At 42.9% G+C, this 26,108-nt stretch carries 23 protein-coding genes and 1 tRNA gene; 9 read left to right on the forward strand and 15 right to left on the reverse strand.

Annotated elements, in window-relative coordinates; genetic code table 11:
• Positions 1 to 5 precede the first annotated feature (5 nt).
• The 4 genes from FGM00_RS17880 to FGM00_RS17895 all read left to right on the forward strand — a co-directional run bounded on the left by FGM00_RS17880 (position 6) and on the right by FGM00_RS17895 (position 3,066).
• The gene (locus FGM00_RS17880) at positions 6 to 959 is read left to right on the forward strand and encodes a PorP/SprF family type IX secretion system membrane protein (RefSeq protein ID WP_138854230.1); all 954 of its coding nucleotides are present in this window, start codon (positions 6 to 8) and stop codon (positions 957 to 959) included.
• Between the two features lie 136 nt (positions 960 to 1,095).
• Positions 1,096 to 1,467: a dihydroneopterin aldolase gene (folB, locus tag FGM00_RS17885; protein WP_138854231.1), complete on the forward strand. Its 372-nt coding sequence runs from the start codon at positions 1,096 to 1,098 to the stop codon at positions 1,465 to 1,467.
• 144 nt (positions 1,468 to 1,611) lie between these two features.
• Positions 1,612 to 1,682, forward strand: a tRNA-Cys gene (locus FGM00_RS17890).
• A 337-nt stretch (positions 1,683 to 2,019) separates the two neighbouring features.
• The gene (locus tag FGM00_RS17895) at positions 2,020 to 3,066 is read left to right on the forward strand and encodes a sulfatase-like hydrolase/transferase (protein ID WP_138854232.1); all 1,047 of its coding nucleotides are present in this window, start codon (positions 2,020 to 2,022) and stop codon (positions 3,064 to 3,066) included.
• A 95-nt stretch (positions 3,067 to 3,161) separates the two neighbouring features.
• Here the strand turns inward: FGM00_RS17895 and FGM00_RS17900 are convergent, their stop codons facing one another.
• From FGM00_RS17900 to rnr, 3 genes are all read right to left on the reverse strand, one after another.
• Positions 3,162 to 3,842 carry a LysE family translocator gene (locus tag FGM00_RS17900; RefSeq protein ID WP_138854751.1) on the reverse strand — a complete coding sequence of 227 codons (681 nt, stop codon included), beginning with the start codon at positions 3,840 to 3,842 and terminating at the stop codon, positions 3,162 to 3,164.
• A gap of 100 nt (positions 3,843 to 3,942) precedes the next feature.
• A complete protein-coding gene (locus FGM00_RS17905) occupies positions 3,943 to 4,608 on the reverse strand; it encodes a head GIN domain-containing protein (RefSeq protein WP_394344412.1) in 666 nt (221 codons plus the stop codon).
• Positions 4,609 to 4,679: 71 nt separating this feature from the next.
• Positions 4,680 to 6,869, reverse strand: a complete 2,190-nt coding sequence (gene rnr, locus FGM00_RS17910) for a ribonuclease R (protein ID WP_138854233.1) — start codon at positions 6,867 to 6,869, stop codon at positions 4,680 to 4,682.
• Positions 6,870 to 7,556: 687 nt separating this feature from the next.
• Here rnr and FGM00_RS17915 point away from each other — a divergent pair.
• Complete coding sequence (locus FGM00_RS17915) at positions 7,557 to 7,988, forward strand: RpiB/LacA/LacB family sugar-phosphate isomerase (protein ID WP_138854234.1); 432 nt, start codon at positions 7,557 to 7,559, stop codon at positions 7,986 to 7,988.
• Positions 7,989 to 7,992: 4 nt separating this feature from the next.
• Positions 7,993 to 8,439, forward strand: a complete 447-nt coding sequence (locus FGM00_RS17920; protein WP_138854235.1) for a GNAT family N-acetyltransferase — start codon at positions 7,993 to 7,995, stop codon at positions 8,437 to 8,439.
• Positions 8,440 to 8,487: 48 nt separating this feature from the next.
• Here FGM00_RS17920 and FGM00_RS17925 read toward each other — a convergent pair whose 3' ends face one another.
• The 3 genes from FGM00_RS17925 to dcm form a co-directional block, all read right to left on the reverse strand.
• Positions 8,488 to 8,862, reverse strand: a complete 375-nt coding sequence (locus FGM00_RS17925) for a hypothetical protein (protein WP_138854236.1) — start codon at positions 8,860 to 8,862, stop codon at positions 8,488 to 8,490.
• A gap of 470 nt (positions 8,863 to 9,332) precedes the next feature.
• Entirely contained in the window at positions 9,333 to 9,941 is a 609-nt protein-coding gene (locus FGM00_RS17930) for a hypothetical protein (protein WP_138854237.1), read from the reverse strand.
• 36 nt (positions 9,942 to 9,977) lie between these two features.
• Positions 9,978 to 11,201, reverse strand: coding sequence for a DNA (cytosine-5-)-methyltransferase (gene dcm / locus FGM00_RS17935; protein WP_138854238.1), 1,224 nt, complete (start codon positions 11,199 to 11,201; stop codon positions 9,978 to 9,980).
• 121 nt (positions 11,202 to 11,322) lie between these two features.
• Here dcm and FGM00_RS17940 point away from each other — a divergent pair, with 121 nt between their 5' ends.
• The gene (locus FGM00_RS17940) at positions 11,323 to 12,519 is read left to right on the forward strand and encodes a C40 family peptidase (protein WP_138854239.1); all 1,197 of its coding nucleotides are present in this window, start codon (positions 11,323 to 11,325) and stop codon (positions 12,517 to 12,519) included.
• A 15-nt stretch (positions 12,520 to 12,534) separates the two neighbouring features.
• Here FGM00_RS17940 and FGM00_RS17945 read toward each other — a convergent pair whose 3' ends face one another.
• The 5 genes from FGM00_RS17945 to FGM00_RS17965 all read right to left on the reverse strand — a co-directional run bounded on the left by FGM00_RS17945 (position 12,535) and on the right by FGM00_RS17965 (position 18,076).
• On the reverse strand, positions 12,535 to 13,731 hold the full coding sequence (locus FGM00_RS17945; protein WP_138854240.1) for a hypothetical protein: 1,197 nt from the start codon (positions 13,729 to 13,731) through the stop codon (positions 12,535 to 12,537).
• A gap of 120 nt (positions 13,732 to 13,851) precedes the next feature.
• A complete protein-coding gene (locus tag FGM00_RS17950) occupies positions 13,852 to 14,715 on the reverse strand; it encodes a fructosamine kinase family protein (RefSeq protein ID WP_138854241.1) in 864 nt (287 codons plus the stop codon).
• Between the two features lie 11 nt (positions 14,716 to 14,726).
• Positions 14,727 to 15,626 carry a hypothetical protein gene (locus tag FGM00_RS17955; RefSeq protein ID WP_138854242.1) on the reverse strand — a complete coding sequence of 300 codons (900 nt, stop codon included), beginning with the start codon at positions 15,624 to 15,626 and terminating at the stop codon, positions 14,727 to 14,729.
• Positions 15,627 to 16,526 (reverse strand): MBL fold metallo-hydrolase, encoded by a 900-nt coding sequence (locus FGM00_RS17960; protein WP_138854243.1) that lies wholly within the window; start codon positions 16,524 to 16,526, stop codon positions 15,627 to 15,629. It abuts the gene before it with no gap.
• A gap of 44 nt (positions 16,527 to 16,570) precedes the next feature.
• Positions 16,571 to 18,076: a S10 family peptidase gene (locus FGM00_RS17965; protein WP_138854244.1), complete on the reverse strand. Its 1,506-nt coding sequence runs from the start codon at positions 18,074 to 18,076 to the stop codon at positions 16,571 to 16,573.
• Between the two features lie 462 nt (positions 18,077 to 18,538).
• Between FGM00_RS17965 and FGM00_RS17970 the strand changes: the two genes are divergently transcribed.
• Positions 18,539 to 19,645: an acyltransferase family protein gene (locus tag FGM00_RS17970; protein WP_138854245.1), complete on the forward strand. Its 1,107-nt coding sequence runs from the start codon at positions 18,539 to 18,541 to the stop codon at positions 19,643 to 19,645.
• Between the two features lie 45 nt (positions 19,646 to 19,690).
• Entirely contained in the window at positions 19,691 to 20,566 is an 876-nt protein-coding gene (locus tag FGM00_RS17975; protein ID WP_138854246.1) for a 3-keto-disaccharide hydrolase, read from the forward strand.
• Positions 20,567 to 20,581: 15 nt separating this feature from the next.
• Here the strand turns inward: FGM00_RS17975 and FGM00_RS17980 are convergent, their stop codons facing one another.
• The 4 genes from FGM00_RS17980 to FGM00_RS17995 are packed head-to-tail and all read right to left on the reverse strand — an operon-like array spanning position 20,582 to position 26,102.
• Positions 20,582 to 22,210 carry a S41 family peptidase gene (locus FGM00_RS17980; protein ID WP_138854247.1) on the reverse strand — a complete coding sequence of 543 codons (1,629 nt, stop codon included), beginning with the start codon at positions 22,208 to 22,210 and terminating at the stop codon, positions 20,582 to 20,584.
• Entirely contained in the window at positions 22,203 to 22,592 is a 390-nt protein-coding gene (gene rnpA, locus FGM00_RS17985) for a ribonuclease P protein component (protein ID WP_138854248.1), read from the reverse strand. Before rnpA ends, FGM00_RS17980 begins: the two co-directional genes overlap by 8 nt.
• 3 nt (positions 22,593 to 22,595) lie before the next feature.
• Entirely contained in the window at positions 22,596 to 24,464 is a 1,869-nt protein-coding gene (locus FGM00_RS17990) for a M1 family metallopeptidase (protein ID WP_138854249.1), read from the reverse strand.
• Between the two features lie 6 nt (positions 24,465 to 24,470).
• The gene (locus FGM00_RS17995) at positions 24,471 to 26,102 is read right to left on the reverse strand and encodes a S8 family peptidase (protein ID WP_138854250.1); all 1,632 of its coding nucleotides are present in this window, start codon (positions 26,100 to 26,102) and stop codon (positions 24,471 to 24,473) included.
• Between the last annotated feature and the right edge of the window lie 6 nt (positions 26,103 to 26,108).

Genomic DNA, 26,108 nt, shown 5'->3' on the forward strand with positions numbered 1-26,108 from the left:
ACCCCATGCGTAACAACCTACTTATCCTACTATTACTATTCGGCGCCCTTATCGCTAGGGGCCAAGAACTGAACTCGCCCCAACTGACCCAGTATCTGGCGGACAACCCTTTTGTATTGTCGCCGGTCTATGCTGGAATAGGGGACCATGTGAAAATACGATTAAACGGACTCACGCAATGGGTGGGAATCAAAGATGCTCCCCAAACACAATCGTTGGCGGCCGATATGCGTATCGGAGAACAATCAGGGGTGGGGTTGTTCCTGTACAACGATAAAAACGGATATACCAAACAACAAGGTGCTAGGGTTTCTTTTGCGCATCACTTGACCATTGATCGTTACGACGATGAGTTTTTGTCCTTTGGCCTTTCCTATAATTTCAACCAATTTCGTATCGATATCGATGAGTTTCAGAATGGGGGACTGGATCCAAGTGTCGTAAATAATAGACAGACCTCGAATCACAATTTTGATGTGGGGGCCATGTACCGCGCCGGTAAATTCTATTTTAGCGCAAATGCATCCAACCTTCTTGGGAAAGATCCCCAAAACCTGACTTTTGATGCCGATGAGCCCAACGCTTTGCGCAATTACTACGCGTATACCGGTTATCGTTACAGGAAAAATAAAAACAGCGATCTTGAAATCGAACCCTCGCTCCTTTTTAAGATTTTTGAAAGCGATGGCCGTTCGGAGACCGATTTGAATCTAAAATTCAGGTGGTACGATTTCGAGGACTATTACTATGCCGGGGTAAACTATCGTTTCCTGAACGACCAAATAGGTGATCCGTTGTACCTAGCACCTTTTGCCGGGCTCAAGAAAGGAAAATTCTATTTCGGCTATTCCTATCAAATCATCCTGAATGAAATCATTACGTATAGCACCGGTACCCACGTGGTAACTATAGGTGTTGATCTTTTCCAAGGTTTGAGCAACTGTAGGTGTACCTATTAAAAACCTTAAGACCGCTACAGTTCGATAAGCTCAAAAATCAAACTACTAGAATTTAAACATTTAGAATTCATCCTATTCCCCTTAGTATTTTCCAATTCTTCCGGATTACTTTAAATTTGTGTAAAAGCATTTGGAATTGGGAGAAGTAAAAGTCGAGAATATAAGGGTTTATGCCTATCATGGATGCCTTTCACAAGAAACTACCATTGGCAGTGATTATAGGGTCGATATCAAAGTGGAGGCTAATTTGAATAAGGCAGCACTTTCGGATAATTTGTCGGATACCGTAGATTATGTGCTCATCAACAGAATCGTGAAAGCTGAAATGAAAGTCCCTGCCAAATTGTTGGAGCATGTTGCAAGACGGATAATATCGCGAATTTTCAATGAAATTGAAATGGTGACATATGCTCAGGTAGCGGTTTCCAAAATCAATCCGCCTATAAGCGGTGACGTTGAAGCCGTTACGATAATCCTATCACAAAAAAGAACCGATTTTTTAAAATAGTAGTATATTTGCCCCTGCAAAATGGCATCCGCCGCACGGCGGAATGGCCAGGAAAGGCTCCAGGGTTTTTGAGGTAGCAATATGGCATCCGCCGCAAGGCGGAGTGGTTAGGAAAGGCTCCATAGGTTTTTGGGGTAGTAATATGGCATCGTGGCCGAGTGGCTAGGCAAGGCTCTGCAAAAGCTTGTACAGCGGTTCGAATCCGCTCGATGCCTCAATAAAACCCTTGACATACGTCGGGGGTTATTTGTTTTATGGGGAGTAGCCGTTCAGCGGTTCCCCCGACGCTTCGGGGCGATCTATACCTCAATAAAATCATTTCTTTTTTGGAAAATTGCCCTAGCGTTGCTTCCCAAAAACTAAAATCTCCAATGCTACTAAGAACCAGTATCTCATTAGCCAAGTAAATCTTCTCCTGTCGTTTAAAGTTAACTTTTTCCCTTACAGTAACAAGAACCTCTTCAAAGCGAGGCTTTCTCTGTTACAATTCTACACTTCGTCGATCAAGTCGTCCTAGAAACACTATTGTCTAGAAAAAAGCGTTGAATATAAATGGATTTTAAATCGTACTTCATCGCTATTCTTATTTCTGTTTTTATACTGAATTCTTGTTCGGTTGATGCCATAGACACAAGTCTCGATGTAAAATCCGACCTACCATCAGTACAAAAAGAACGCTATGTACCTTCAAAGTACAAAACTAAAAACGTAATTATCCTTGTTATAGACGGACCGCGATATTCCGAAACATGGGGAAGTCCGACACGGGACTTGATTCCGGTACTCGATAGACAGTTGGCTCCGTTAGGGATAGTCAACAGCGCTTTCTATAATCTAGGATCAACCTATACGAATCCGGGGCATACGGCGATAACAACCGGAAATTATCAGAATATCAAAAACAACGGTTCCGAACTGCCTAATTTTCCTTCTTTTTTTCAACACTGGTCCCATACATACGCACAACATCAAGAATCAACCTATGTTATAGCCAGTAAGGATAAATTGGAAATATTGGCCGATACCAAAGCTTCGGAATGGAATGGAAAATATGCCCCGGCTACCGACTGTGGTATAGCCGGACTAGGAACCGGCTACCGCGATGATGCCATCACCTATCAGAATACCTTCGACATCCTATCCGAAAAACACCCAAGATTGGTTCTGATAAACCTTAGGGCCCCTGATTCCTTTGCCCATGCAAACGACTGGGACAATTATATTCGTGGAATATCGAATAGCGACAAATTCCTAGGAGATTTATGGCGATTCCTGCAAAACGACCCCTTCTATGCCGAAAATACCACCTTGTTTATGACCAACGATCACGGTAGGCACGGCAATGGGAATAAAAACGGATTCATTTCACATGGCGATGGTTGTTCCGAATGTAGGCACCTTAACTTCTTTGCAATTGGCCCCGACTTTAAACGCAATGAAATCATTACTACGGAACGCAGTCAGATAGATATTCCGGCAACCGTGGCCGAATTGTTACAATTTGATATGCCCTACGGGAAGGGTGAAGTGATGTTCGAACTGTTCGCACCACCATCGGAAACCATACCCAGGACAATAGCGCATAGCATTGCCGAATAAGGTGGTTTTATCAACATCTGACCGGTCACTCCACACTTCAAAATCAATACAATTCCATAGCTTGGAAAAAAGTTTATTTCCCACAAACTGAAGCCCTATCGTATATTTTCAATACGCTCCAAGCCTTTTTCAAGGTTAAATTTGTCTTTTGGTAGAAATCCCTTGATCATCAGGACCAAGCCACAGATAATCAAAATAACCCCTATGCCCTTTTTGATGAGACGGATACGTTCTTTGGTGAGCTTTCGCTTGAGCCGTTTTGCCAACAGTATTTTAAAAATGTCGGTGATAAAATAGGCAAGAATCATTGCCGTGAAAAAAGTAAGTATGCGATCGGAATCATTGTCTAGACTAGGTCCGACGACAATAATCACACCCAACCAAAATACGAGCACTCCGATATTGATGAAATTCAGCAAAAATCCTTTGATAAATAGACCGACATACCCTTTACTGACCCTTTCAACGGTCTCTTTGGGTATCGCAGCATTCTTTGTGGCCTTCTTGATAATGGTAGTAAGGCCGTACACTACTAAAATAGCTCCTCCGAATACATAAAGGCCAGGTTGGTTACTAAGGTTTTCCAACAATTGAAAACTACTGAAATAAGCAGCAAATATAAAGAGTACATCCGCTAAAACTACCCCAAGGTCAAAGGCAATGGCCGCTCTAAAACCTTTTATGGCGCTGGTTTCCAAAAGCACAAAAAAAACAGGCCCGATCATAAAGCTTAGAATAAAGCCCGGTAGAATCGCCGCCTGAATATCTTCCCACAACATATAGGGGTAATTAGATTTTATGGTTTGTCAATTTATAGCATACTTCGAATGAAAAAGAAAGGAAAATCAAAAAGCTGTAAATGTTCTGATAGGGCTGTTATTGCACCCTTTTAACCGTACCCCCGAATACTGTCTTTTCTTCCATTTTTGCCGGGTCGCCATATACCAAAACCTCACCACCGGCCTTTACCGTAGCTTTTACATAATCGGAGGCGTAGATTTCAGCTCTTGAACCTGCGTTGACATTGACCGTCGTAAATTTGGTCTTTAAATCCTTGCCCTCGTAAACACCCCCGGTATTGATCGCTACATCCTGCAAGTCGGATGTACCGGTCGTTTCAATGACGCCCCCCGTAACCGTTTTTATCAACAATTGCTCCACTTCGGCATTAACGACTAGTTCACCACCTTCCTGGGCCTTAAGTTCGAGAACATCTTGCTTCATCGTTTCCTTTGAGGTAATACGCGCATCCTCGTTTACATCGATTATTACGATTTCGCCGGTATAGTGCACATCTACAAAAGTCCGATAACCACTAAAAATCTTAGTGAGTTTCATACGCAATTTTAAAACACCATCATTGTTGACAATGTTCACGTCCTGCGTATTGGTACCGGAAATGACCGCCTTGTTCTCTTTGGATTTAATAAGGTTTACCGCCAGTCCATCAAAGGCCTTGATTTCCCGGAACACGCCAATCTTTATCGTAACGGTTTCATCCTGTGCCGATAAATTACCTATAAAAAATATAAGTACTAACAAAAGTATCCTATGTTGCATCATATCAGTTTTTAAGCTGGTTGTTCCTCATAGAACAAAATCCATTCCAAAACCTAGTTATTCTTACCGATCAACGCAAAGTCTAAATGGCGTTTGATCAAATCGGTACTTTTAACCATAACGACTACTTCATCACCTAAGGTATATTTCGTCTTCGTACGTTCGCCGACGATGGCGTACTCCTTTTCATCAAAGATATAATAATCCCCTTTGATATCCCGAATACGAACCATGCCCTCGCACTTGTTCTCGATAATCTCTACATACATACCCCACTCGGTAACTCCCGAAATTACTCCTACGAACTCCTTGTCCTGATGATCCTGCATGAACTTGATCTGCATATACTTGATGGAATCCCTCTCAGCACTTGAGGCCAAGTATTCCATATCGGAAGAGTGTTTGCATTTTTGCTCATAAACCTCAGCTTTGGCCGAGGCGCCCCCATCGAGATAATGTTGTAATAAACGATGTACCATGACATCGGGATACCGACGTATAGGTGAGGTAAAGTGTGAATAGTAGTCGAAAGCCAATCCGTAGTGACCAATATTGTCAGTAGTATAAATCGCCTTGCTCATACTGCGGATGGCCAAGGTATCTACTAAATTCTGCTCCTTTTGACCTTTTACATCCTCCAAAAGCTTATTAAGCGACGCACTGATGGATTTTTTATCCTTAAAGTCCAACTTATGCCCGAAACGTGAGATAATGCCGTTAAGCGCCTGTAACTTGTCTTCATTCGGATCATCGTGAATACGATAGACGAAGGTTTTCTTTGGTTTTTGCTTTCCGATAAATTCAGCGACCTTTCTATTCGCGAGAAGCATAAACTCCTCGATAAGTTTATTGGCATCCTTCGATTCTTTAAAGTAAACGCTTTCCGGTTCGTTTTGTTCGTTCAAATTAAATCGAACCTCGATAGAGTCGAATGAAATCGCACCTTTTTGCATTCGCTTTTCGCGCATGATCTTTGCCAGGGCATCCATTTTTAAAGTAGCGGTAACTACATCTTTAGAAACGGTATACCCGCCTTTTCGAATAGAAATAGCTTCCGGTATGTCTCCATTTCCATTTTCGATGATATGCTGGGCCTCTTCATACGCAAAACGCTCGTTACTATTGATTACCGTTCTCCCGAACCATTGGTTTTGCAATTGTGCCTTGGCGTTCAATTCAAAAATTGCCGAAAATGTATATTTCTCTTCGTTCGGACGCAACGAACAAGCGTTGTTGGAAAGTACTTCCGGCAACATTGGGACCACGCGATCTACTAGATATACGGACGTTGCACGATTATAGGCCTCATCGTCCAAAATCGTATCCGGCTGCAGATAATGCGAAACATCGGCAATATGAATTCCTATTTCGTAATTTCCGTTTTCCAGTACCTCAAAAGAAAGCGCATCATCAAAATCCTTCGCATCCTTGGGGTCTATGGTAAACGTAAGGGCATTTCGCATATCCCTTCGTTTTGCAATTTCGGCCGGTTTAATACTGGTATCCAACTGGTCGGCATAACGCTCAACCTCAACAGGAAATGCATAGGGTAAACCGTATTCCGCCAATATCGAGTGAATTTCGGTATCGTGCTCGCCTGGTTTCCCTAATACTTCGGTGACAACACCGAAGGGTGAATCAGCCTTGTCGGGCCATTCCGTAATTTCAACAATTACCTTATCCCCATCTTCCGCCTTGCCTATCTTATCCTTAGACACGAAAATATCGGTGTACATTCTAAAGTCCGTAGGTTTTACAAAAGCAAATGTTTTTTGCATCTCTACGATGCCCACGAACGAATTTTTCTTTCGTTCAAGAATGTTGGTGATTTCACCCTCCAGTTTTTTTCCGTTGCGTTTCGGGTAGATATATACCTCAACGGTATCTTTATGAAACGCTTTTTTGAGTTTGTTGAACGGTACGAAGACGTCGTCGTCCATACCTTCGATAACAATATATGCATTCCCCCGACCGGTGATATCGACCGTTCCGGTATGGTAGGTCTTGGTCGAAACAGGTACTTTGTATTGGCCTCGCCCTTCTTCCAGTATCCGTTTGGTTTCTTTAAGCTGCACCAATCTCTTGATCAGCAGATTTCTGTCCTGGGCATCGGTTACGCCTATTTTCGAAGCAATTTGCTTGTAATTGAAGGTTTTCTTTGGTTCTTTTTCAAGTACGGTGAATATTCCCCGTGTAATCTCGTTTTTTCTATGGTTTTTTGCCTTTTTCTTTTTTTTCGACATTAAATATTTTTATGAATTCACTTGTTTCTACAAGTTCGGACCAAAATTACGAATTATAATCCGTTAAGTTATTTTCTGTGCTACTTCCCAGTGTTATCAACATTATATATTATATCATTCGTGATTTTTAAAATTTAAAATAAAAACGATGATAATGATAGGATGTTAATAATGACTATAAAAAAATCGAAGAATAGTTGCTTTGAACAATGAAAAGAATTTATCGACAATCTTTACAACCAAAAGTATTGTAAAAATCAGTTGTTTACCATTTTATCAACCTATCTTGATAAGTACTATGAACATAAATCAAGGGATAACTTATTGTAAAATAATTGTTCATTTCTTCAAACGAAGGTTTTATATCCTACTCTTAAGTTCTAAGAAAAAAATTCGTGTGGTAACGGTCGGTTTTGTAAAGCACAATTAAAAAGTAACTTCAAAATTTAAAAGCTATTTTTTGTGTTGGGTTATGAACAATATGAAACCGTATTTTCAACCGCTAATTAACAACAGGTGTAGTGAAACCACTAATTTATGTTGTCAAACCCAGCTTTCTTGTGGTGAACACCCAACAATTTGTATTTTTACTCGATAATCGAGATTTGAACCTGACTGCCGTCAGGCAAGTTGCTCCTAGGCTTGCCCCGAGGTCGTTTACGAAACTAACGAATAACATCTTTAATTATGAAAATAGCCATAGGTAACGATCATGCAGGTACCGAGTACAAATTAGCTATAGTAGGTTTATTGAAATCGATGCAAATCGATGTGAGCAATCACGGTACGGATGGTACGGACAGCGTAGACTATCCTGATTTTATACATCCCGTTGCATCGGATGTGGAACAGGAAAAAGTAGATTATGGAATCATTGTCTGCGGCAGTGGAAACGGTGCATCGATGACGGCGAACAAACATCCAAAAGTGCGTTGTGCGTTGTGTTGGACAAAAGAAATAGTCGCATTGGGGCGTGCCCATAACGATGCTAATGTGCTCAGTTTACCAGCACGATTTATATCGTTGCCCCAAGCATTGGAAATGGTAAAAGTTTTCCTAAATACCGATTTTGAAGGGGGGCGCCATGAACGCCGGGTTGAGAAAATACCTTGTTCCTGATAATATGTTACGGACTATTGTTAAAAACTTCGCCCAACTCACGCTTCAGGAATTATATGCTCTTTTACAATTGCGAAGCGAGGTATTCGTGGTGGAACAAGATTGTGTTTATCAAGATTTGGATGGGAAAGACGCAAAGGCATTACATATCTTAGGGTATAAAAAAGATGAACTGGTCGCCTACACCAGGATTTTTGCGCCCGGTGATTATTTTGAAGAGGCCAGCATCGGAAGAGTTGTGGTTAAAGCTTCTGCACGACAGTACGGTTATGGAAAAGACATTATGAAGGCATCTATAACGGCCATCAACGACCATTACGGTAAAACAGATATACACTTATCCGCGCAAACCTATCTCAAAAAATTTTACCAAGAATTGGGATTTAACGAAACAGGTGACGACTATTTGGAGGATGGTATTCCACATATAGGAATGTTTCGAAAAAAATAAAGACCGTGAATCCGGTCTTTGGTAAAATAATTTAAAATGTAAAACGTACTATATTTTTATAGGGGTTTTATTGGCCAAATTGATATCCGATAACATGGCATCGGTAAAACTGTAATGACCTCTTGTGGTAATAATACGGAAGCGATTCGCATTCATTCGGCTTAAAGTGTCTAAAAACAACCATTTTGATTTCAATAAGCGTGGCGTATCGGATTTCAAACTGATGTCGAAAAAGTATTTTCTACCATTTTTGATGGCAACGATATCCGGAGTTATTTTATTTCCGGTCTCTTTCCTGATGTAGGATTTAGGGGTTTCGTAATCATCGATATCCGCTTTGATATTTTCGAACCCGTGGCTCTCTAAATGATTGATTGATTTTGTTAAAAATTCCTTGTTTTCTAGCTTATCTGATTTTATCATAACTGACAATATAGCATAAATTGGCAGAAAGCCAAATAAAATGCTTTGATTAACAGTAGTTTAAGATTTTGTAATTCCTCTTTCAGACGTGGTATTCTACTGTTTTTTCTTTCACAGTTCATATGTCGGCGTCATAATCGTTTCGAAGACCATATTAGTTTCAGGGATGAAAAGACTATAGAGTATAGGTCGACTTCATTTTATTTCTACCGATCGCTATCGGCAAAGTTACCAGCAGTGCCCAAATAGGTAATAGGGAAAGCATCTTCACAAAAACGAGATGAGTACAAACTAGAGGTAAATTGCTTCAAAGGCGAAAAAGACCAGTTGGTCGGTTTTGATTGTCTCTCGGATTGCAGTCACTTTTTTATAGGTAAGGTGAGTGGTACTCCTGATCGATGAGATGTACCGGATAATCAAAACAGCAGTACATTATGATGCACCACCGACCAGGTAGTTCGTTTTAGGATTCACATAAAACGTCTTGCAACACCGTTCGCAATCAGAAAATCGAGTCTTAAAATAAGATTGACAGGTTTTTCCGCTTTGTTCTGACGTGAAAAATAAAGATACCCCTGGTTTCGCGCATTCAACTGGTCAATTTCAAGTTTGCCTCGATGGTTTGGACTAGCATTTAGATACTTCTTCAAACTTTCTTCAGACAGCCTTTTCTCGCTGAGAAATCGAATCAATTTTCGCCGGTTGACAAAAGTTATCTTGCAGGAGGTGAAAATGTCGGGTTCATCGCAATAGATACTTGTGATGAGCGAATAAAAATCTGTTTTTTTGTGCGGATTAAAAAGCCAGCCTTGTTTTAAAATCCCGGTCTTTTCATATTGCAGCTCAAATGCGAAAGTGGGCAGATTTTCATTAAGATAATCCAACTGCGCCTTTTCGTCTATACTAAAAACTTGGCCACTGCGGTTACTGGTAAAATGGAGGTCTATCCCGATCATTTGTTGTCTGTGTCCCTTAATACGCTTAAAAGAGTAGTTTTTTAAGCCTTTTCTATAACAGGAATCCAACAGCTTGTGCAGTTTTTGCTCCTTCTCTAAATCGGATGCAAAGGTGCTTTTCATGAATCAAATTTTTTGGATTGAAGAAAATCGCTACGGTTAGCCCATTTCCGCCGCCAAGGCTTCACCAATTTTCCGAACCACACCTACCACCAAGGCATTTCCCATAAAGAAAGCACGCTTGGCATCACTAATGCCTTCCAACCGGGTATGGTCGTCCGGAAACATATTCAAACGTTCCAATTCTACGGGGGTAAGGCGACGCAGGCCTTTTTTGGTCGAAACCACATGTTTGAAGCGGGAAGGGCTTTTGCCGCCCTCACCCGTAATGATCGTACGTGAGGCATTGTCAAGGGCATCCGGGAAGATCATTCCCCCCTCGCTATAGTTGTACTCATAGCCATTTTTGGCCGTACGGACTTCTTTTTTCGCGCCTTTTAAATAATGCCATTTATGCTCATCTTCAGGTGGGATAAAAAAGGTGTCCGATACTTCACCATTTTGCAATATATCACCCAATACGGTTCTAGGCCCATCAAAATTAGGTTTGGTTTTAACGGTAACTACGTCCCCATCTACGAAAACACCTGAATTTTGGAACGGGGACAGCTTTTCGCCTAGGTTGAAGTATTCGGAAAGCGCCACGAGATTGTCCTTAATCACGAAGGTTGATTCTTTTTCAGTCGATGTCATTATCGGAAAGGCTGTGGCGTATATACCCGATTCCCGGATCCAACCTATTGCATCGGTTTGTAGTAACTTTTTATAGATTGGGGTAGATTTGTGATACCCCGTGATAAATACACGTCTTCGTCGTTGTGGCATTCCGTATTCGGCAGCATTGATCACACGCCATTCCACCGCGTACCCCAAATCGTCCAAGCTTTTTAGAATAATAGCGAAGTCTCGTCCGCGTTGGGACGAAGGGGATTTCAGCAAGCGGTCGACATTCTCTAAAATCAGGTATTTAGGTGGATTTTTTTTTTCGGAAAGTATGCGATGAATGCTCCACCACAACACCCCTTTTTTACCGAGCAACCCCTTGGAGTTCTGTAAGGTCGTCGCTACGGAATAATCTTGGCAAGGAAAGCCTCCGACCAAAACATCAGCATCCGGAATAGCGGTTACAGATACTTCCGCGATATCCTCATTGCTATGGTTTTCCGATCCAAAGCGTGCTTCATACACTTTCGAAGCATGTTGTAATTTTGTACTCGGCTCCCATTGGTTGCTCCAGACCACTTCATATGCTCCCGTCTGTTCGAGACCTAGGCGAAAACCACCTACGCCTGCAAAGAGCTCGATTACCTTAATTTTTTTCATTGTCGGTAAAATTAAGAAAATTCATCAGGAGTCGATTATCCTTTTATGTAGTGAAGGTATACTCCTAGAATTCGTACTTTAGGATAAGTTCAAATGATTATTTTTACAAAAACGTTTTACCATGAAATCAACACTTCTTTATGCCGCCATAGCTTTTGGAATTCTTTTCCTGACCGGATGCAAAGAAGACCCGAATAAAGCCGAAGACCCAGTTCAGATTACTTTGAAAAACATCAAAAAAGAATACGCCCCAGACAAGCGCGTGGCCTTGTTTGATGTGACCGCCGAGCAAAATGACGAAATATTGGTACTCAAAGGTGAGAGCAACCTACCCGAAGCAATAGCCGCCTTGAAATCCCAACTGGCTGCCGATAGCATTCCATTTATCGACAGTATTCAACAGTTGCCGGCCGATGATTTGGGAAAAAAGACAAAGGCAATCATCAATATCTCGGTGGCTAATCTGCGAAGTAATCCGGGGCATTCCTCGGAATTGGCCACACAGGCTACCTTGGGAACCATTGTAAATGTGTACAAGAAAAAAGACAATTGGTACTACGTACAGACTCCGGACCATTATTTGGCTTGGGTAGATGAGGGTGGAATTGAGCTGGTAGAAGACCAAATAGCGGAAAATTGGAGCCAAGACGAAAAAATCATCTACACCCAGACCTATGGCCATGCCTACGCAGATCCCTATATCGACAGTCTTATCGTATCTGATCTTACGGCCGGAAATCTGCTCACTATCGTCAAGGACGTTTTCAATAACTACAGCGTTCGCTTTCCTGACGGTCGTAATGCCTATGTGCGCAAATCGGAGTCGGAGGTATATACCGATTGGCTGCAAAACCTTGATGCCACGGAAGAAACTTTGGTTTCCACAGGACGGCAACTTATGGGTATCCCTTACCTCTGGGGCGGCACTTCTACCAAAGGCGTAGATTGCAGTGGTTTTACGAAGACCGTTTATTTTATGAACGGAATGGTCATACCGCGCGATGCCTCACAACAGGTACATACAGGTATTCCTATTGATTCGACTGGAAACTTCGATGCGTTGCAACGTGGCGACCTGTTGTTCTTTGGCAGGAAGGCTACTGATTCTACAGCCGAAAAAGTGGTACATGTAGGTATGTGGATAGGTGATAACGAATTCATTCATTCGTCGGGAAAAGTCCGAATAAGCAGTATGGATAAAAAATCCAAAAACTACGATGAGTACAATCTGAATCGCTATCTCAGAACCAAACGCATTTTTAAACAAAAGGGCAAAGGACTGATGAACCTGACACAAACAACTACTCTCAAGCAGTAGCATTGCATTTATCTCTTAGTCAGCTATTTTAGGGTAGATCAGTCCGTAAAGTTCTTTGCAAAAGGACTTTTGTGCTGGGCTAGGTTCAGAAACACCTGATTGTAGCTTTGTATAGATAATGGCATAAAACCGATATCGAAAGCGGGAGAGCATTTTCTCTCTTTGTCCAAATTTATCCTCCTTTAACTTATCCAGCTTTTGAAATTCCTTTCGCCACCACTTCATGTTTACTTTTTCGGGCTTTTCATAGTCTCGGTTAAAACGGCCGATAAATACTTTATCCAAATCGCGCTCTCGTTCGAACAGTTTTTTCCTGGTGTTGAGCTGCTCGGAATAAGAATTACTTTCTTGAATGACCTGCATCTTATTTGCAATACTATCGAGCATAAAGAATCTTTTATAGCTGGCTAGTAGGCGTTCATAATGCTCATATGCGAGTAAAGGCTGCGTTTCGGAATCAATGGTTTTTGTAAAGTCATAATTTCTTAAATAACTCTTTCGAATCTCTGCCTTTGACTTTTGTAAGTTTCCTTTTTTTACAGATTCCATTTCAAGCCAATCAAAGGCTTGTACAATCTGTTCAGAGGGCGGCCATCGGTGATTTCCTTCAAATGTAAACAGTGTATTTACAAACTTTAATTTGTTTAGATAGCTTTTTACATCGATCATTTCCCGGTAATTCATATCGCGATCACCACAAACACCAGCGTAAGCATATTTCTGAATTGAAGGCTTATGGTAGGGTATTTGAGAAAAACCTGCTCCACAGGCGATGACGCCTTCAATTTGGTCAGTTAGCGATGCTATGGCGCTCACCAAACGAGACCCACCGGAGAAACCGGCCAAGTAGATTCTTTTTTCCTTTATATTGAAATTGGAAAAGATATGGGTAAAAAGTCGCTCGGCAATCCCAAAATTTCGTTCGTAAGGCCCGTTACGGGCATTGTTAGAACACACTAAAATATAGTTGTAGGTCTCAGCAGCATCCCTAAAGGCTTCAACACCTTTTCTACCATTTCCTGAAGGAGAAAAAACAAAAAGTATAGGTGATAATATGTCGCTGCGATAATCCGATGGAAGGTATAAAGCAAAGGTTTCGTTTGCTGTATTTGCAACGGGAATGGAATCTATGACCACTTTGGTCTCGAACGTCGCTTGGGCGTTCATACCAAGTACGAAGCAACCGACAAAAACAACAAAAACGTTTTTCATATCTAGCTCCAATTTAAGTATAAAAAGCATATCCAAATTGCGTTCAACTTAGAAACGGCCTAGTTTTCAAAAGTAGATAGATGAACAATTCCGTTTCAAAAGGTCTTGAATCGCTATCGCTTAGAAATAGCGTTTCAAAATAGCCCGGACCGCTGCTTGGTAAGAGCTGCCGAAAAGATTTAGATGTACCAACAAATAGTACAGCTGATAGATTTCGGTACGCGCTATTTCCCCGCCGATTTTAGGAAATGATTCGGAATAGGCATCGTAGAACGAAGTTCCAAAACCACCGAACAACCTGGTCATGGCGATATCCACTTCGTGATGTCCCCAATACACGGCGGGATCGATCAAATATGGGGTACCATCGGCGGAAATTAGGTAATTACCACTCCACAAATCACCGTGAAGCAAAGAAGGCACAACTTCCGGAAATAGTCCCTGACAGGCTTGTAAAAGAGTCTTTGGGATAGGAATTTCCTCAGCTGACAATAATTTCGAGTCCTTGGCGCGTTTCAATTGTGGTACTAATCGCTCTTGTACGTAAAAACGGGCCCAGTCGGAATCAGTATTGTTCGACTGTGGCAGACTACCTATGAAATTTGCCTTATTCCATCCGAACATATTCGTTTTCGAATGCCGGTGGAGCGCGGCCAGATGATGGCCCAAGCGCTCCATGTCAATAGATGAGGTTTGTTTGGGCTCGATGTATTCCATTACCAAAAAGCCTCCTTTTTCAAGTGCTTCACAAAGCAAAATCTTCGGAACGGCTATGGTCTTTGTTTGAGAAATAGCGTCAAGGCCCAGTTTTTCGGCCACGAACATGGTATAGGCATCGTTCTGGTGATTCACTTTACAGAAAAAGCGCTCCGTATCGGTTTCCAACAGGAAGGCTTCCGAAATGTCACCCCCGGAAATAGATTGTATGTTCGAAATCTTGATGCAAAGCAAATACTCGATATGGGCTTTTAGGCTTCTATCCATCCTTCAACAGTCTAACAAACAGCCCTTAAAAATTGAAATTGCCGAACGAACTCCAAAAAGGAATGTTCTGGGGTATTATTCTTTATCCTTTCTTTGATGTAAAAACGTGCAGTATCTCTATTCCATCCCAAAACGACCGACTTGTATTCGACGTCTTTGGCGATTTCATAGATGGCGCGAAGCTTGGCTATCGGCACGGACAATTCTTCGATACTACGATATCGATTTCCTTCCCCATACAAACGCTTGACAATACCTTTGTCCTCCTTCTTTATTTTATCAGGCTCCCTATTCAGAATGTACGTAATGGTTTCCTCATGGGATAGTTTTCGGAGCATGTCCTGAATTTCTTCCATATAAACACCATTCGAACCGTTTTCATCGTCATTTCTAGCGTAAGAGTGCGCCAATACCTGATCGGTCGGTTCCACGTGCAAACCAAACGGAATAAATTTTAAATCAATTTTTGTATCGGTTCCGTTTCTAGGAAGTTCAACATTTAAATAAAAGACAGCGGAATCAATATCATATGCCTTTTTCATGGAATTCGGTAAAAAAGTCTGTAGCCCAAAATCTTCCGGCAGCAGTACGGCTTTATCTATATTCGCGCTGAACGTGCGCTGATCTCCGCATCCGTCCCAATAGGTTTTTAAGATGGCAAATTCGCCATTCGCTTTTTTGTACGCGGCGACCGTCGTATCAAAGGGACAGCCGCAACCTTCGTCTTCGTAAAATATCCGTAGGTAGCCATTCGCGGCATCATCGGTAATCGATGTTCTGGATTCCTTATCGGAATCCATCTGTAAAGGACGCCCTCCCGCTTCTGCCCAAAGCATATCGGCCAATGAACTGCTTTGGGCCAGTACAACATTGGAGAGGAGTAAACAAAAGGCGATTACGATATCTTTCATTTAAAGCTGGAATTCTTGCCCTATCCGCGCGATTTGAAATCCGTTTTTTAAGACTGCTTTAGATTTTGCGCTTTTCGGATGTAGCAGGGGATTGGTATGGTTAAAGTGAATAAAATGAATTTTTTTCTTCTCGGATGTCGGCAATTCCTTAAAAAGCGTCATACTTTCAATGACAAAGGGATGTGGAATTTCGGAAATATTACGGGTATTGATTTCCTCCCTATCATAAAAGGTGGCATCCAAAAACGCATAATCCACTTTCCCGATTTCGTCCGTAATACGGGTTTCCCACTTCTCCCATTTATCGATATCCGGAATAAAGAGAGCGCTTTTATTCGGGCCGATAATGGTATAACCAACGGTTTCGGAGTACTCGTCCCGATGGGGTACCGTAAACGGAATCACCTGCAACCCGGAAGAAAGGTTTACGGCTTTATTATTTTCAAGGGGAAGTAGTTCGATATTTTTTTCGGATACCAGTTGATCCCACGGCCCGTTGGATTCCAGGAAAAGCTTCATTTTAGGCATGGTATACGTTCGAACGCTTTTTGCATTGGTGGCCTCCTTGCCGAGATACATTAGGCCGGTATAGTGGCCTATATGCGCATGGGTCAGAAAAATACCGTCCGGAAGTTCGTCGGCTTTCCAAGACGCATACCTTTTCATTGTTTTAAGCTGCTCGGCAATATCAGGGGTGGCTTCAAAGAGATAGGTCTTCTTGTTCTTTGAATCAAGTAGGCCCAATGATACAACTTTTCTATCAGGGTCGGAGTTAGCGAAGAGTTTGGCACAACATTCCTTTTTACAGGCGATATGTGGAGAGCCGGCATCCTGCACCGTGCCTAAAACAACAAGTGAAACTGTATTTTTGGGTGGTTGTGCGAACGATAAATATACCATTCCGACCACAACTAATATATTGAACGCTCGTCTCAAGGCCTGGATCAATTATTGGTTAAGAATGCTCGAATATCTTTGGATAGTTTTACGAAGTCAGGTTGATGGGTATACATCATGTGTCCCGCCTCATAGTAAGTCATTTTCACTCGCTCGGTAACGATATCGTTGCGGGCAAAAGTAAATTCCGCATCGAAGAAGGGCGTAATCAGGTCATAGTACCCACTGGCGACCATCACTTTCATCGCAGGGTTTCGGCGCATGGTCTCACCAAGGTGGGGCGCGGTATTTACCGGCATAGGTTCCCAATATTGTCCGTCTGGAACTGTGCGCCAACGCCAACCGCTTCCGCCTCCAGAAGTAATGTAGGGCCTGTCCATTTTTACTTTCAACTCCGAAGCAAAATAATGGTTCAAGGCAGCGGTGTATGCCGAACTGATTTGATAGCTAGCCGCATCACCCAAATGAGGGTTTTCAGAGACTTTATCGGCCTCATCACCCATAAAGCGACCATCCAAACGCCCAATGGCCAGACCTTGGTCTTCCAACAATTTCTTTTGAAAACGGCCCATTAACACACGAAGATTGGAGTGTAGAATATACTTTTTGTCCAGCCCGGTAAAATAGCGCAACTTTTCGGCAATCGTCTCTTTTTCCGAAGCGCTTAAAAGATTTCCTTTGTACAATGCGGGCGCATAGGTATCGTAGGTAAACTTTCTACATTCTTCAACGAAGTGCTCGAGCGTTTTCCCTTGTCCGGCTTTTTTATGGTACCATGCCGTGGCGGCCATACTGGGGAGATAGGTGAGGTACGAGGTCATGTTATGATGTACGGATGTAGAACCGGCATAGTCCAAGGCCTGAGAAATCAAGATCATTCCATTCAGGGCCATATTCTGACCAGAACCTTCCAAGGCCTTTCCCAAGTAGGCCGCACGGGTCGTGCCATAGCTCTCGCCTGCTAGATATTTTGGGGAAAACCAACGTTCGTTTTCGGTTACCCATTTGCGTATGAATTGGGCAAACGAATCAACATCTTCTTTAAGACCGTAAAAATCCGAATCCTTTCCTTTGCCAACTACACGGCTATAGCCTGTACCCACGGGGTCTATAAAAACCAAATCCGTCAGGTCGAGCAGGCCATTTTCATTGTTGACCAGATTGTAGGGTGCGGCACCATCATCCTGTTTCGCATCGGAATCTACTTTCACCACTTTCGGACCGAAAAAGCCCATATGCAACCACATTGATGCCGAACCCGGCCCGCCGTTGAACACAAAGGTTACCGGCCTTTTGCCCACGTCTCCCATTGGGGTCTTGGTATAGGCAACGGACCAAAACGTGGCAATGGAATCCCCTTCTGTATTGGTAAGGTAGGTTTCCTTTGCGGTTGCCTTGTAATTTATGGTTTTGCCACCGAATAGGCCTTGATGGCTTGTTTCAAACGTTTTTTGTTCCGGAATGGATTTGGTTTCTTCCTTTGCTTTTTCTTTTTGGGCAAATTGCATAAAGTTTGCCGAAAGTAAAATCAATACTAGCATATTCGTTTTCATGGGCTGTGCATTACATCTAGAAGGACTTAAAAATACTATTCTTTTCCCGTTAATGGCGCCAATATCGTTTTATATGCTTTTGTATATTTTTCCATTCACAGGTCGGTAGGATGTAGGCCATCTTATAGACGTTTCGCTTGAATGGTCGACAAATTCATCTCGACCGCGTTGAAGCGACGGTAAGATTTACTGCTGGTAGAGTGATGTAGAATCATTTTCCTTCTGAACGTATCCCCCCCTACTATCGCTATAAGCTGCTTGATGCACGTTTACGATTTTACCGTAGGCCTTTTATCCGATGATTAAGCAATACTTCATTTACAGAAACAAGGACCGAAATCTATCAGCATCAAAAAGGGTCGTGAAAATTTGATTTTAAGAGTAGTCTTGGTTTCGGTCACTTTGAATTAGGGATTATTGACTAAATTAGCAGGGAATAGAATAGCATATAAAGTCCTTAAGATGTCACAACTCGCTGAAAATGTTTCTAAACGACTTTTTTCCTTGGATGTCTTTCGTGGGCTTACCATGTTTTTGTTGATCGCCGAAGCAGCCGGTTTTCATGAGCATTTTACGACTCTGACCGAAGGTACCTTTTTTTCGAGCCTCGCACATCAACTACACCATCATCCTTGGAACGGACTCCGTTTTTGGGACCTGATACAACCTTTTTTCATGTTTATTGTAGGCGTGGCCATGCCGTTTTCATTACGAAAACGCTTGGCTACACAGACCAAAGGCCAAGTGACCAGACATATAGTTAGACGGTGTTTCCTTCTCTTCAGCTTTGGGGTTTTGCTTCATTGTGTCTACAGCCATGTGTTGGTTTGGGAACTTTGGAACGTTTTGGTACAGTTGGCCTTTACGATTTTAATCGCCTATGCCATCATGAAGTTTCCTGCGAAAATTCAAATCGCCATATCGGTGGGGTTGTTGGTGCTGACCGAAGTATTATATCGTACCTATAATCCTGAAGCGCCCTACGCGCAGGGTCATGATAGTTTCGGTGCTTATATCGATCAACTGGTCATGGGGCAAGTAAATGACGGCTATTGGGTTTTTGTGAATTTCATTCCTACGGCCGCCCATACCATTTGGGGAGTACTCTGCGGACAGCTTTTGTTGAGCCACAAATCCCATAAAGATAAGTTACGCCCGTTTTTGATATGGGGTATCGCCATTTTGGTTATCGGTTTTTCTATGGATTGGCTAAACATAACCCCAATCATCAAGAGAATAGCCACCTCGTCTTTTGCCTTGGCCTCCGGGGGTTTTGCGATTTTGACCTTGACCTTGTTTTATTGGGCTATTGATGTAAAGAACAATCACAACAAATGGCTGAAGATTTTTTCGGTGGTAGGTACGAATGCCATCTTTATCTACTTGTTTGCAGAAACAGTTGGAATACAATGGTTTCGTGGTTTTGGGGCAATTTGGACCGAAGGATTGTTAACGCCTTTAGGTCTTTCCGAACCCCTAATCGCCGTAATAAATGCCTTGGTCGTACTTTTTATCTTCTGGTATATCACTTATTTCCTAGATCAGCATAAGGTGTACTTTAAAGTGTAGCTTGTCTCATTTTAGAAAAATTCTACAAATTCCTTATCTTGAAATATGAAGTCGAATCTCTTAGGAAAAGTGCTCCTTATAATTTTTACTGTCTTCGGCCAATATGGTACTGCTCAGGCGGACACGGCCGAAAATAGTGAATGGAAATCCCTTTTTAATGGTTCCGATTTGGAGGGATGGACCACCAAAATTCATCATTACGAAGTAAACGATAACCATGGCGAGACTTTTCGTGTGACGGACAGTGTCATTCAGGTGCGTTACGACAGGTACGAAGGGGATTTTGATGACCGGTTCGGGCACTTGTACTACGACAAGCCCTATTCCTATTTCCACTTATCACTCGAATATCGCTTCGTTGGCGAGCCCCATCCCGGAGCACCTGCATTTATTATAAAAAATAGCGGTGTTATGTACCACTCCCAAGACCCTAGAACTATCCTAAAGGAACAGAATTGGCCTATTTCCGTAGAAATACAGTTTTTGGGTGGCCTGAAAAAAGGTGAAGAAAGGCCTACTGGCAATATGTGCTCGCCAGGTACCGATGTGGAATTCGAAGGAAAGATAGATCCTAGACACTGCATAAGTTCCTCTTCCAAAACCTATTTCGGGGATCAATGGGTAAAAGCGGAGCTTATCGTAAGAGGTGATTCCCTAGTGACGCATATCATCAACGGAAAAACCGTTTTGGAGTATACAAAGCCTCAAGTAGGTGGGGCAGTGGTTGAAGGATATGACCCCAAAATGAAACCGGATGGGCAACTATTGAAACAAGGCTTCATTGCATTACAAAGTGAAGGCCAGCCCATTGATTTCAGGAATATCAAAATCAAGAACCTTAAAGGGTGCATGGACCCAGAAGCCAAAAATTACGGCAAACATTTTATCGCCTCCGATAAAGCGGCTTGCATCTACGATTAGGAGAAAAATAAGTGCTTATTTCAAAATCTCGGAATAGGTGGTCTGACTCCCCAAAAGTTCAGTGGCCGCCAGAATGGCATCATCGTTTTTCAGGTAGTACTCATACAGGCCTTCCCTATAAAAATAACGCTTAACGATTTCGTCTTCCAATTTTTTCTGAATCTCGTTCTGGTGTTTTTGCAAAGCGTTCAGCTTGCTCTTTTCGATATCCGATAAGAGGGTTTTAAAATCATTTTCGATAGCATCATTAAAGATAACCTCCTCTTTATCGGTCATAGCCTGCTTCAGCACTTTTTCGGTCTTTGTTTCGTATGAGAAACTACTCTGTGATACAAAATCGGTAAAGGCTTTATAATCGGCATCGGTAAATTTGAATGCATCGATGCTCCCCACTTCATTTCCGTAGTAGTAGTTGGTGGCATAGTCGAAGACTACGTTGTTGTTCAACAAGGCGACGGTTAATTCATTGGCTTTTGTTGCCGCAATCTCTACGTCCGGCAAAACTCCGCCACCGTCCTGTACCTTGCGACCGTTTCGTGTTGTAAACTCCTTGAACGAGGTGTTTCTTACCGCTTTGTTCTCCTCGTCGCGGTTCCAATAATCCAATGATTGAATACATCTTCCAGAGGGAGTAAAATAGCGCGAAATCGTAACTTTTAGCTGTGTGCCATACGTTAATTTTAGGGGTCGCTGCACCAAGCCCTTTCCGAAACTACGTGCGCCCATCACTACGGCCCGGTCTAAATCCTGAAGACTTCCCGATACGATTTCACTGGCCGACGCACTGCTGCCGTCTACTAAAACCACCAGCGGAATCTCAGTATCCACCGCCTTATTTTTGGTCTTATATTCCCTATTGAATTTTTTCACTTTACTTTTAGTGGTTACGATCAATTCCCCTTTGTCGATAAAAAGATTGGTCACATTAATGGCCTCGGAAAGGAGTCCGCCGGGATTTCCCCTGAGGTCCAAAATGATTTTCTCCGCACCCTTCCCTTTTAAATCGATTAGCGCCGCTTTGGTTTGGGAAGAGGCTTTGGCATTGAATTTGGCAAGCACGATATAGCCGGTTTTGTCATCGACCATATGATAGTAAGGCACAGCATCGATTTCAACACCCGCTCTTTTGATCGAAGCGTTCATGATTTTGCCTTGTCTTTTATACATGACGTCAATGGCCGTGTTATTGGCGCCTTTGAGCAACTCGCTGGCGTTATCATCGAAATCGGCAACTTTGATATCCCCAATTTGAATGATTTCGTCTCCGGCCTTAAGGCCTGCGAGGTCGGCAGGATATCCTTTGTGGGGTTCAATGATCAATAGCTTGTCATCGAAAGAACGCACCAAAGCTCCGATGCCGGAATATTCGCCCGCGTTGTTAATGCGATAGGTCTCTACGTCCTGCTCGTTGAGGAAACGGGTGTAGGGATCTAAATCCTCTAGCATGTTTTTGATGGCGGTATCCATCAATTCCGCAGGATTGGTCTCATCAACATAATTCATGTTGAGCTCCTTGAACAAGGTGGTAAAGATTTCGATTTGCTTGGCAATCTCGAAGAAATCACTTTTAAAACTACTTCCTGCGATAAGAAATACAACGGCAAAAGCAGGGATCAAAAACTTCTTTTTCAGCAATTTATTCATGATTTATTTTCTTTTGGAATTTATGGAGAACAGCCTGCAAATGTTTATCTACCATTACGTAATTGGGCATTTCTTTCCCAAGGTATAAAAATAGAAACGCAAAAGTACCCTTGCTATTGTTAAAAACAAGCTGTTTGTTTAAGCGGTAACTTTCCCTCAGCAAGCGTTTAATACGGTTGCGCTTTACAGCGCTTTTAAAATTCTTTTTGGGTACGGTAACCCCGGCTTGGATCGGGACTTCAAAAGGAAGTTCGGTTTGGAGGTATATAAGCTTGATCGGAAAACTAGAAACGGACTTTCCTTCGGCAAAAAGCCGATCGATCAGCTTTTTGCTTTTTAGTTTTTCTTTTTTAGGGAAGCGATTTCCAGAAGAAGGATGCATTTTTTAATCCTTTGGCATAGCTTCCGGCTGCCATGTATTGTTCTCCGGATTTACATCGGCCATTAATTGTGATGGGTCTATCACAATGGCTTTGATATCCTGTAAGGGCCTGTTTACGGAAAAGGTATAGGACGGAAAAGCCCAGGGCCAATCGTCGAGCACGGTTCGCTCTATGGCCGGATACGGATTCTCTTTCTCACCGCGCATCATACGAAGGGGAGCGTAAAAAGTCTCTTGGCTGCCATCATTGTAAACCACTAAAACATCTATGGGCATGGGCATTAACCCGTTTCGCTCCAAGCTTATGGTGGTTTTATCCGCTTCGCCCGCTACTTCCTTGATACCATAATCGATGGTATTGGTTGTTTGGGTCCAATCCGTCAAGTACCAATCCAATTCCATTCCGGAAACTTTTTCGGCCGTACGCTTGATGTCATTGGGCACTGGGTGCTTGAACTTGAAATCTTCGTAATATTTGCGAATGGTTTCCATCAACTTATCCTGACCGATGACATAGCCCAACTGCGACAGGAAAATAGCCCCTTTACTGTACGCGGAAATGCCGTAAGGCGTGTTGGAATCATAGCGATCGGCATGGGTAGTCTGCGGCTGTTCTTTTCCGGTCGAAACCAAATAATAGTATCCTTTATAGGAATTCTCAAAGGGATTCTCCTTGTTCTGTTCGCGAATCTCATTACTGCAAAGGGCCGATATAAAAGAGGTAAAACCTTCGTCCATCCATTCGTGTTTGGCCTCGTTGGTGGCCAGCACGTGCTGAAACCAAGAATGCGCGAGTTCATGAATCATGGTTCCGATGACACTACCTGGCTTATCACCACCAGTGATAAGGGTAGCCATGGCATACTCCATACCGCCGTCGCCCCCCTGTATAACGGAGTATTGCTTATAAGGGTATTCCCCGATGTTCTTGTTGAAGAACAGCATGGCCTTTTCGGTCAAGGGCTGCACCTTTGTCCAAGTATCCTTGTATTTTGGATCGTCCTTGTAGAAAAAGTGAAGCACAGTACCATTTTCCATTTTAAGGGTGTCATGAATGTATTCCGGATCGGCGGCCCACATAAAATCGTGTACCATAGGAGCTTTAAAATGCCAGGTAAGTGTTTTTCCTTTTTTTTTCTTGATCTTGGTGCTGGCTTCCTCATACCCATGACCAATTTCCTGTGGGTTTTGAAGGTAGCCCGTACCGCCCACGGTGTACTCTTTATCAATCGTAAGTTTTACGTCAAAATCACCCCAAACCCCATGAAATTCCCTGGCAATGTAGGGGTCTGCATGCCATCCTTCAAAGTCGTACTCCGCCAATTTGGGATACCATTGACTCATGGAAAGTGCCACACCATCCTTATTGTTTCTTCCGGCACGACGAATCTGCACGGGAACCTGTCCCTTGAACTCCATAGCGAAGGTCGTTTTGCCCCCAGGAGGTATGGGTTTAGCCAAATCGACGACCAAAACGGTGCCTTCCTCGTTGAACGAAACATCAGCTCCGTCCTGCTTTAGAGCGGTGGCGTGCAAGTACCCGATTTCACTATCCGTTAAGGGAGTGATGCGGCTGTTTTTTTCTTCGGTGACCATACGCCCATCGGGATCGGCAATACTTTCCAATCGGGCATTCATTTCACTACCCGGTTGAAATGCATTGAAATAGAGATGGTAATACACCCGGCTTAGTTGATCGGGAGAGTTATTGGTATAGACCAATTTTTGGGTCCCTGTATATTGAAACGTTTCCACATCCATATCCACTTCCATGGTGTAATCGACATGTTGCTGCCAATAAGAAGTGTTTTGCGCCACGGCGCCTGCCGTCATAATAACGGCCAATAGTGTTGTCTTTAAGAAATACCGCATAGTATATTATAATTGTATTTGTCCTCTTGAAACGGCTTCTGCCATGATCAACGCATTGTAGGCGTTGACCATTTTCCCTGATGTAGAGATTTCCGCCAATGGGGCGGTTTTCGTCGTATCCCCGCCTAAAATTACCTTTGCTTTCGGGGCTAGGCCCGATTCCATAATGATTCGTTTTACTTGTGAGGCGGTCAACTTAGGATACTGTGAGCGAATAAGGGCTGCTACACCCGACACTGCGGGGGCGGCCATTGAAGTACCACTGTTGTAGTCGTATTCGTTGTCGGGCATAGTAGAGTAAATTTGTCCGCCTGGCGCAAAGACATCCACATTGATATCACCATAGTTCGAAAATTGAGCGACCATTTCAGCACCATATTTGGGTCCTAAAGCTCCGACCGTAATGACATTGTCACTTATCTCGGCACCGTTGTTTACTTGATCGTTCGGGAAATTCGGATTGCTTGGGTCATCGAGATTGGCACCGTCGTTCCCGGCCGCGTGTATAAAAAGAACATCCTTTTCAGCGGCATATTTAATGGCATCGTATACCCATTCGGCATTCGGGGAAAACGATTTTCCAAAACTGGCGTTGATGATTTTGGCCCCATTGTCGACAGCGTAACGTATTCCCAATGCGATATCCTTATCGTATTCATCTCCATTGGGTACGGCCCGAATACTCATGAGTTCAACATTGTTCGCGACCCCGTTTGCACCAAGTCCATTATTCCGTTCCGCCGCGATGATTCCGGCAACGTGTGTACCATGATCCTCCCCTTCAGCAACGCTTTGTGGGTTTCCGTTGCCATAGTTGGTATCATTGATATCATAAGGGTCGTCCCCCACGACCGATCGACCGTCAAAATCAACATTATAGTTATAATTGGCTTGATCAGCATAATAGGTAATACCGCCTTCCAACTGTTCCATCAATTCCGAAATACTATCGGCATAATTGAACATTTGCGTTAAAACCCCAACATGCTGTTGCATCGCTTCGTTTTTGGGCTTAATTCCTGCCAAATCCTCTTTGGTATACGTATCCTTGCCAAGCTCTTTTTTCACGGCAGCGTCGGCATTCTTTACCGTCTGTGCAATTTGTTCCAAACGTTGCTTTTCGGATACGGCCTTGGCGTATTCCGCCTCAACCTTGGCTTTGGCCTTGGCCTGTGTGGCGGCGTCACCAAGTTTAAGTTTTACGATACGGGTGGCCTCCAATTGTTCGTTATATGAATCGCCTAAAAAATTGTACCCGTGTATATCATCAACATAGCCATTGCCATCATTGTCTTTTCCATCGCCCGGCTTTTCTTTGGAATTCGTCCAAAGTACGTCGTTTAAATCTTCGTGTTTCAAGTCCATACCGGAATCGATTACTGCGACGATCACCGTTTTACCCTTCTTGTTATTTAGAATATCCTCGTACGCCTTATCTACGCTCATTCCGGGAATGGTATCGGCGACCAAATCCAAATGGCCCCAATTTTGTTTTTCGGCATCAGTGAGTTCGGATAACTTTAGAGGGGTGTCGTCAATATTTTCGACTGGGGTAAGTACTAAGTTTGTCGCTCCACATCCTACCAGGGCGAGCATAATAAAAAAGGTATAAATCGTCTTTGAAAAAAATCGTATCATGTAATA

Source organism: Aggregatimonas sangjinii (assembly GCF_005943945.1).
Taxonomy (GTDB): domain Bacteria; phylum Bacteroidota; class Bacteroidia; order Flavobacteriales; family Flavobacteriaceae; genus Pelagihabitans; species Pelagihabitans sangjinii.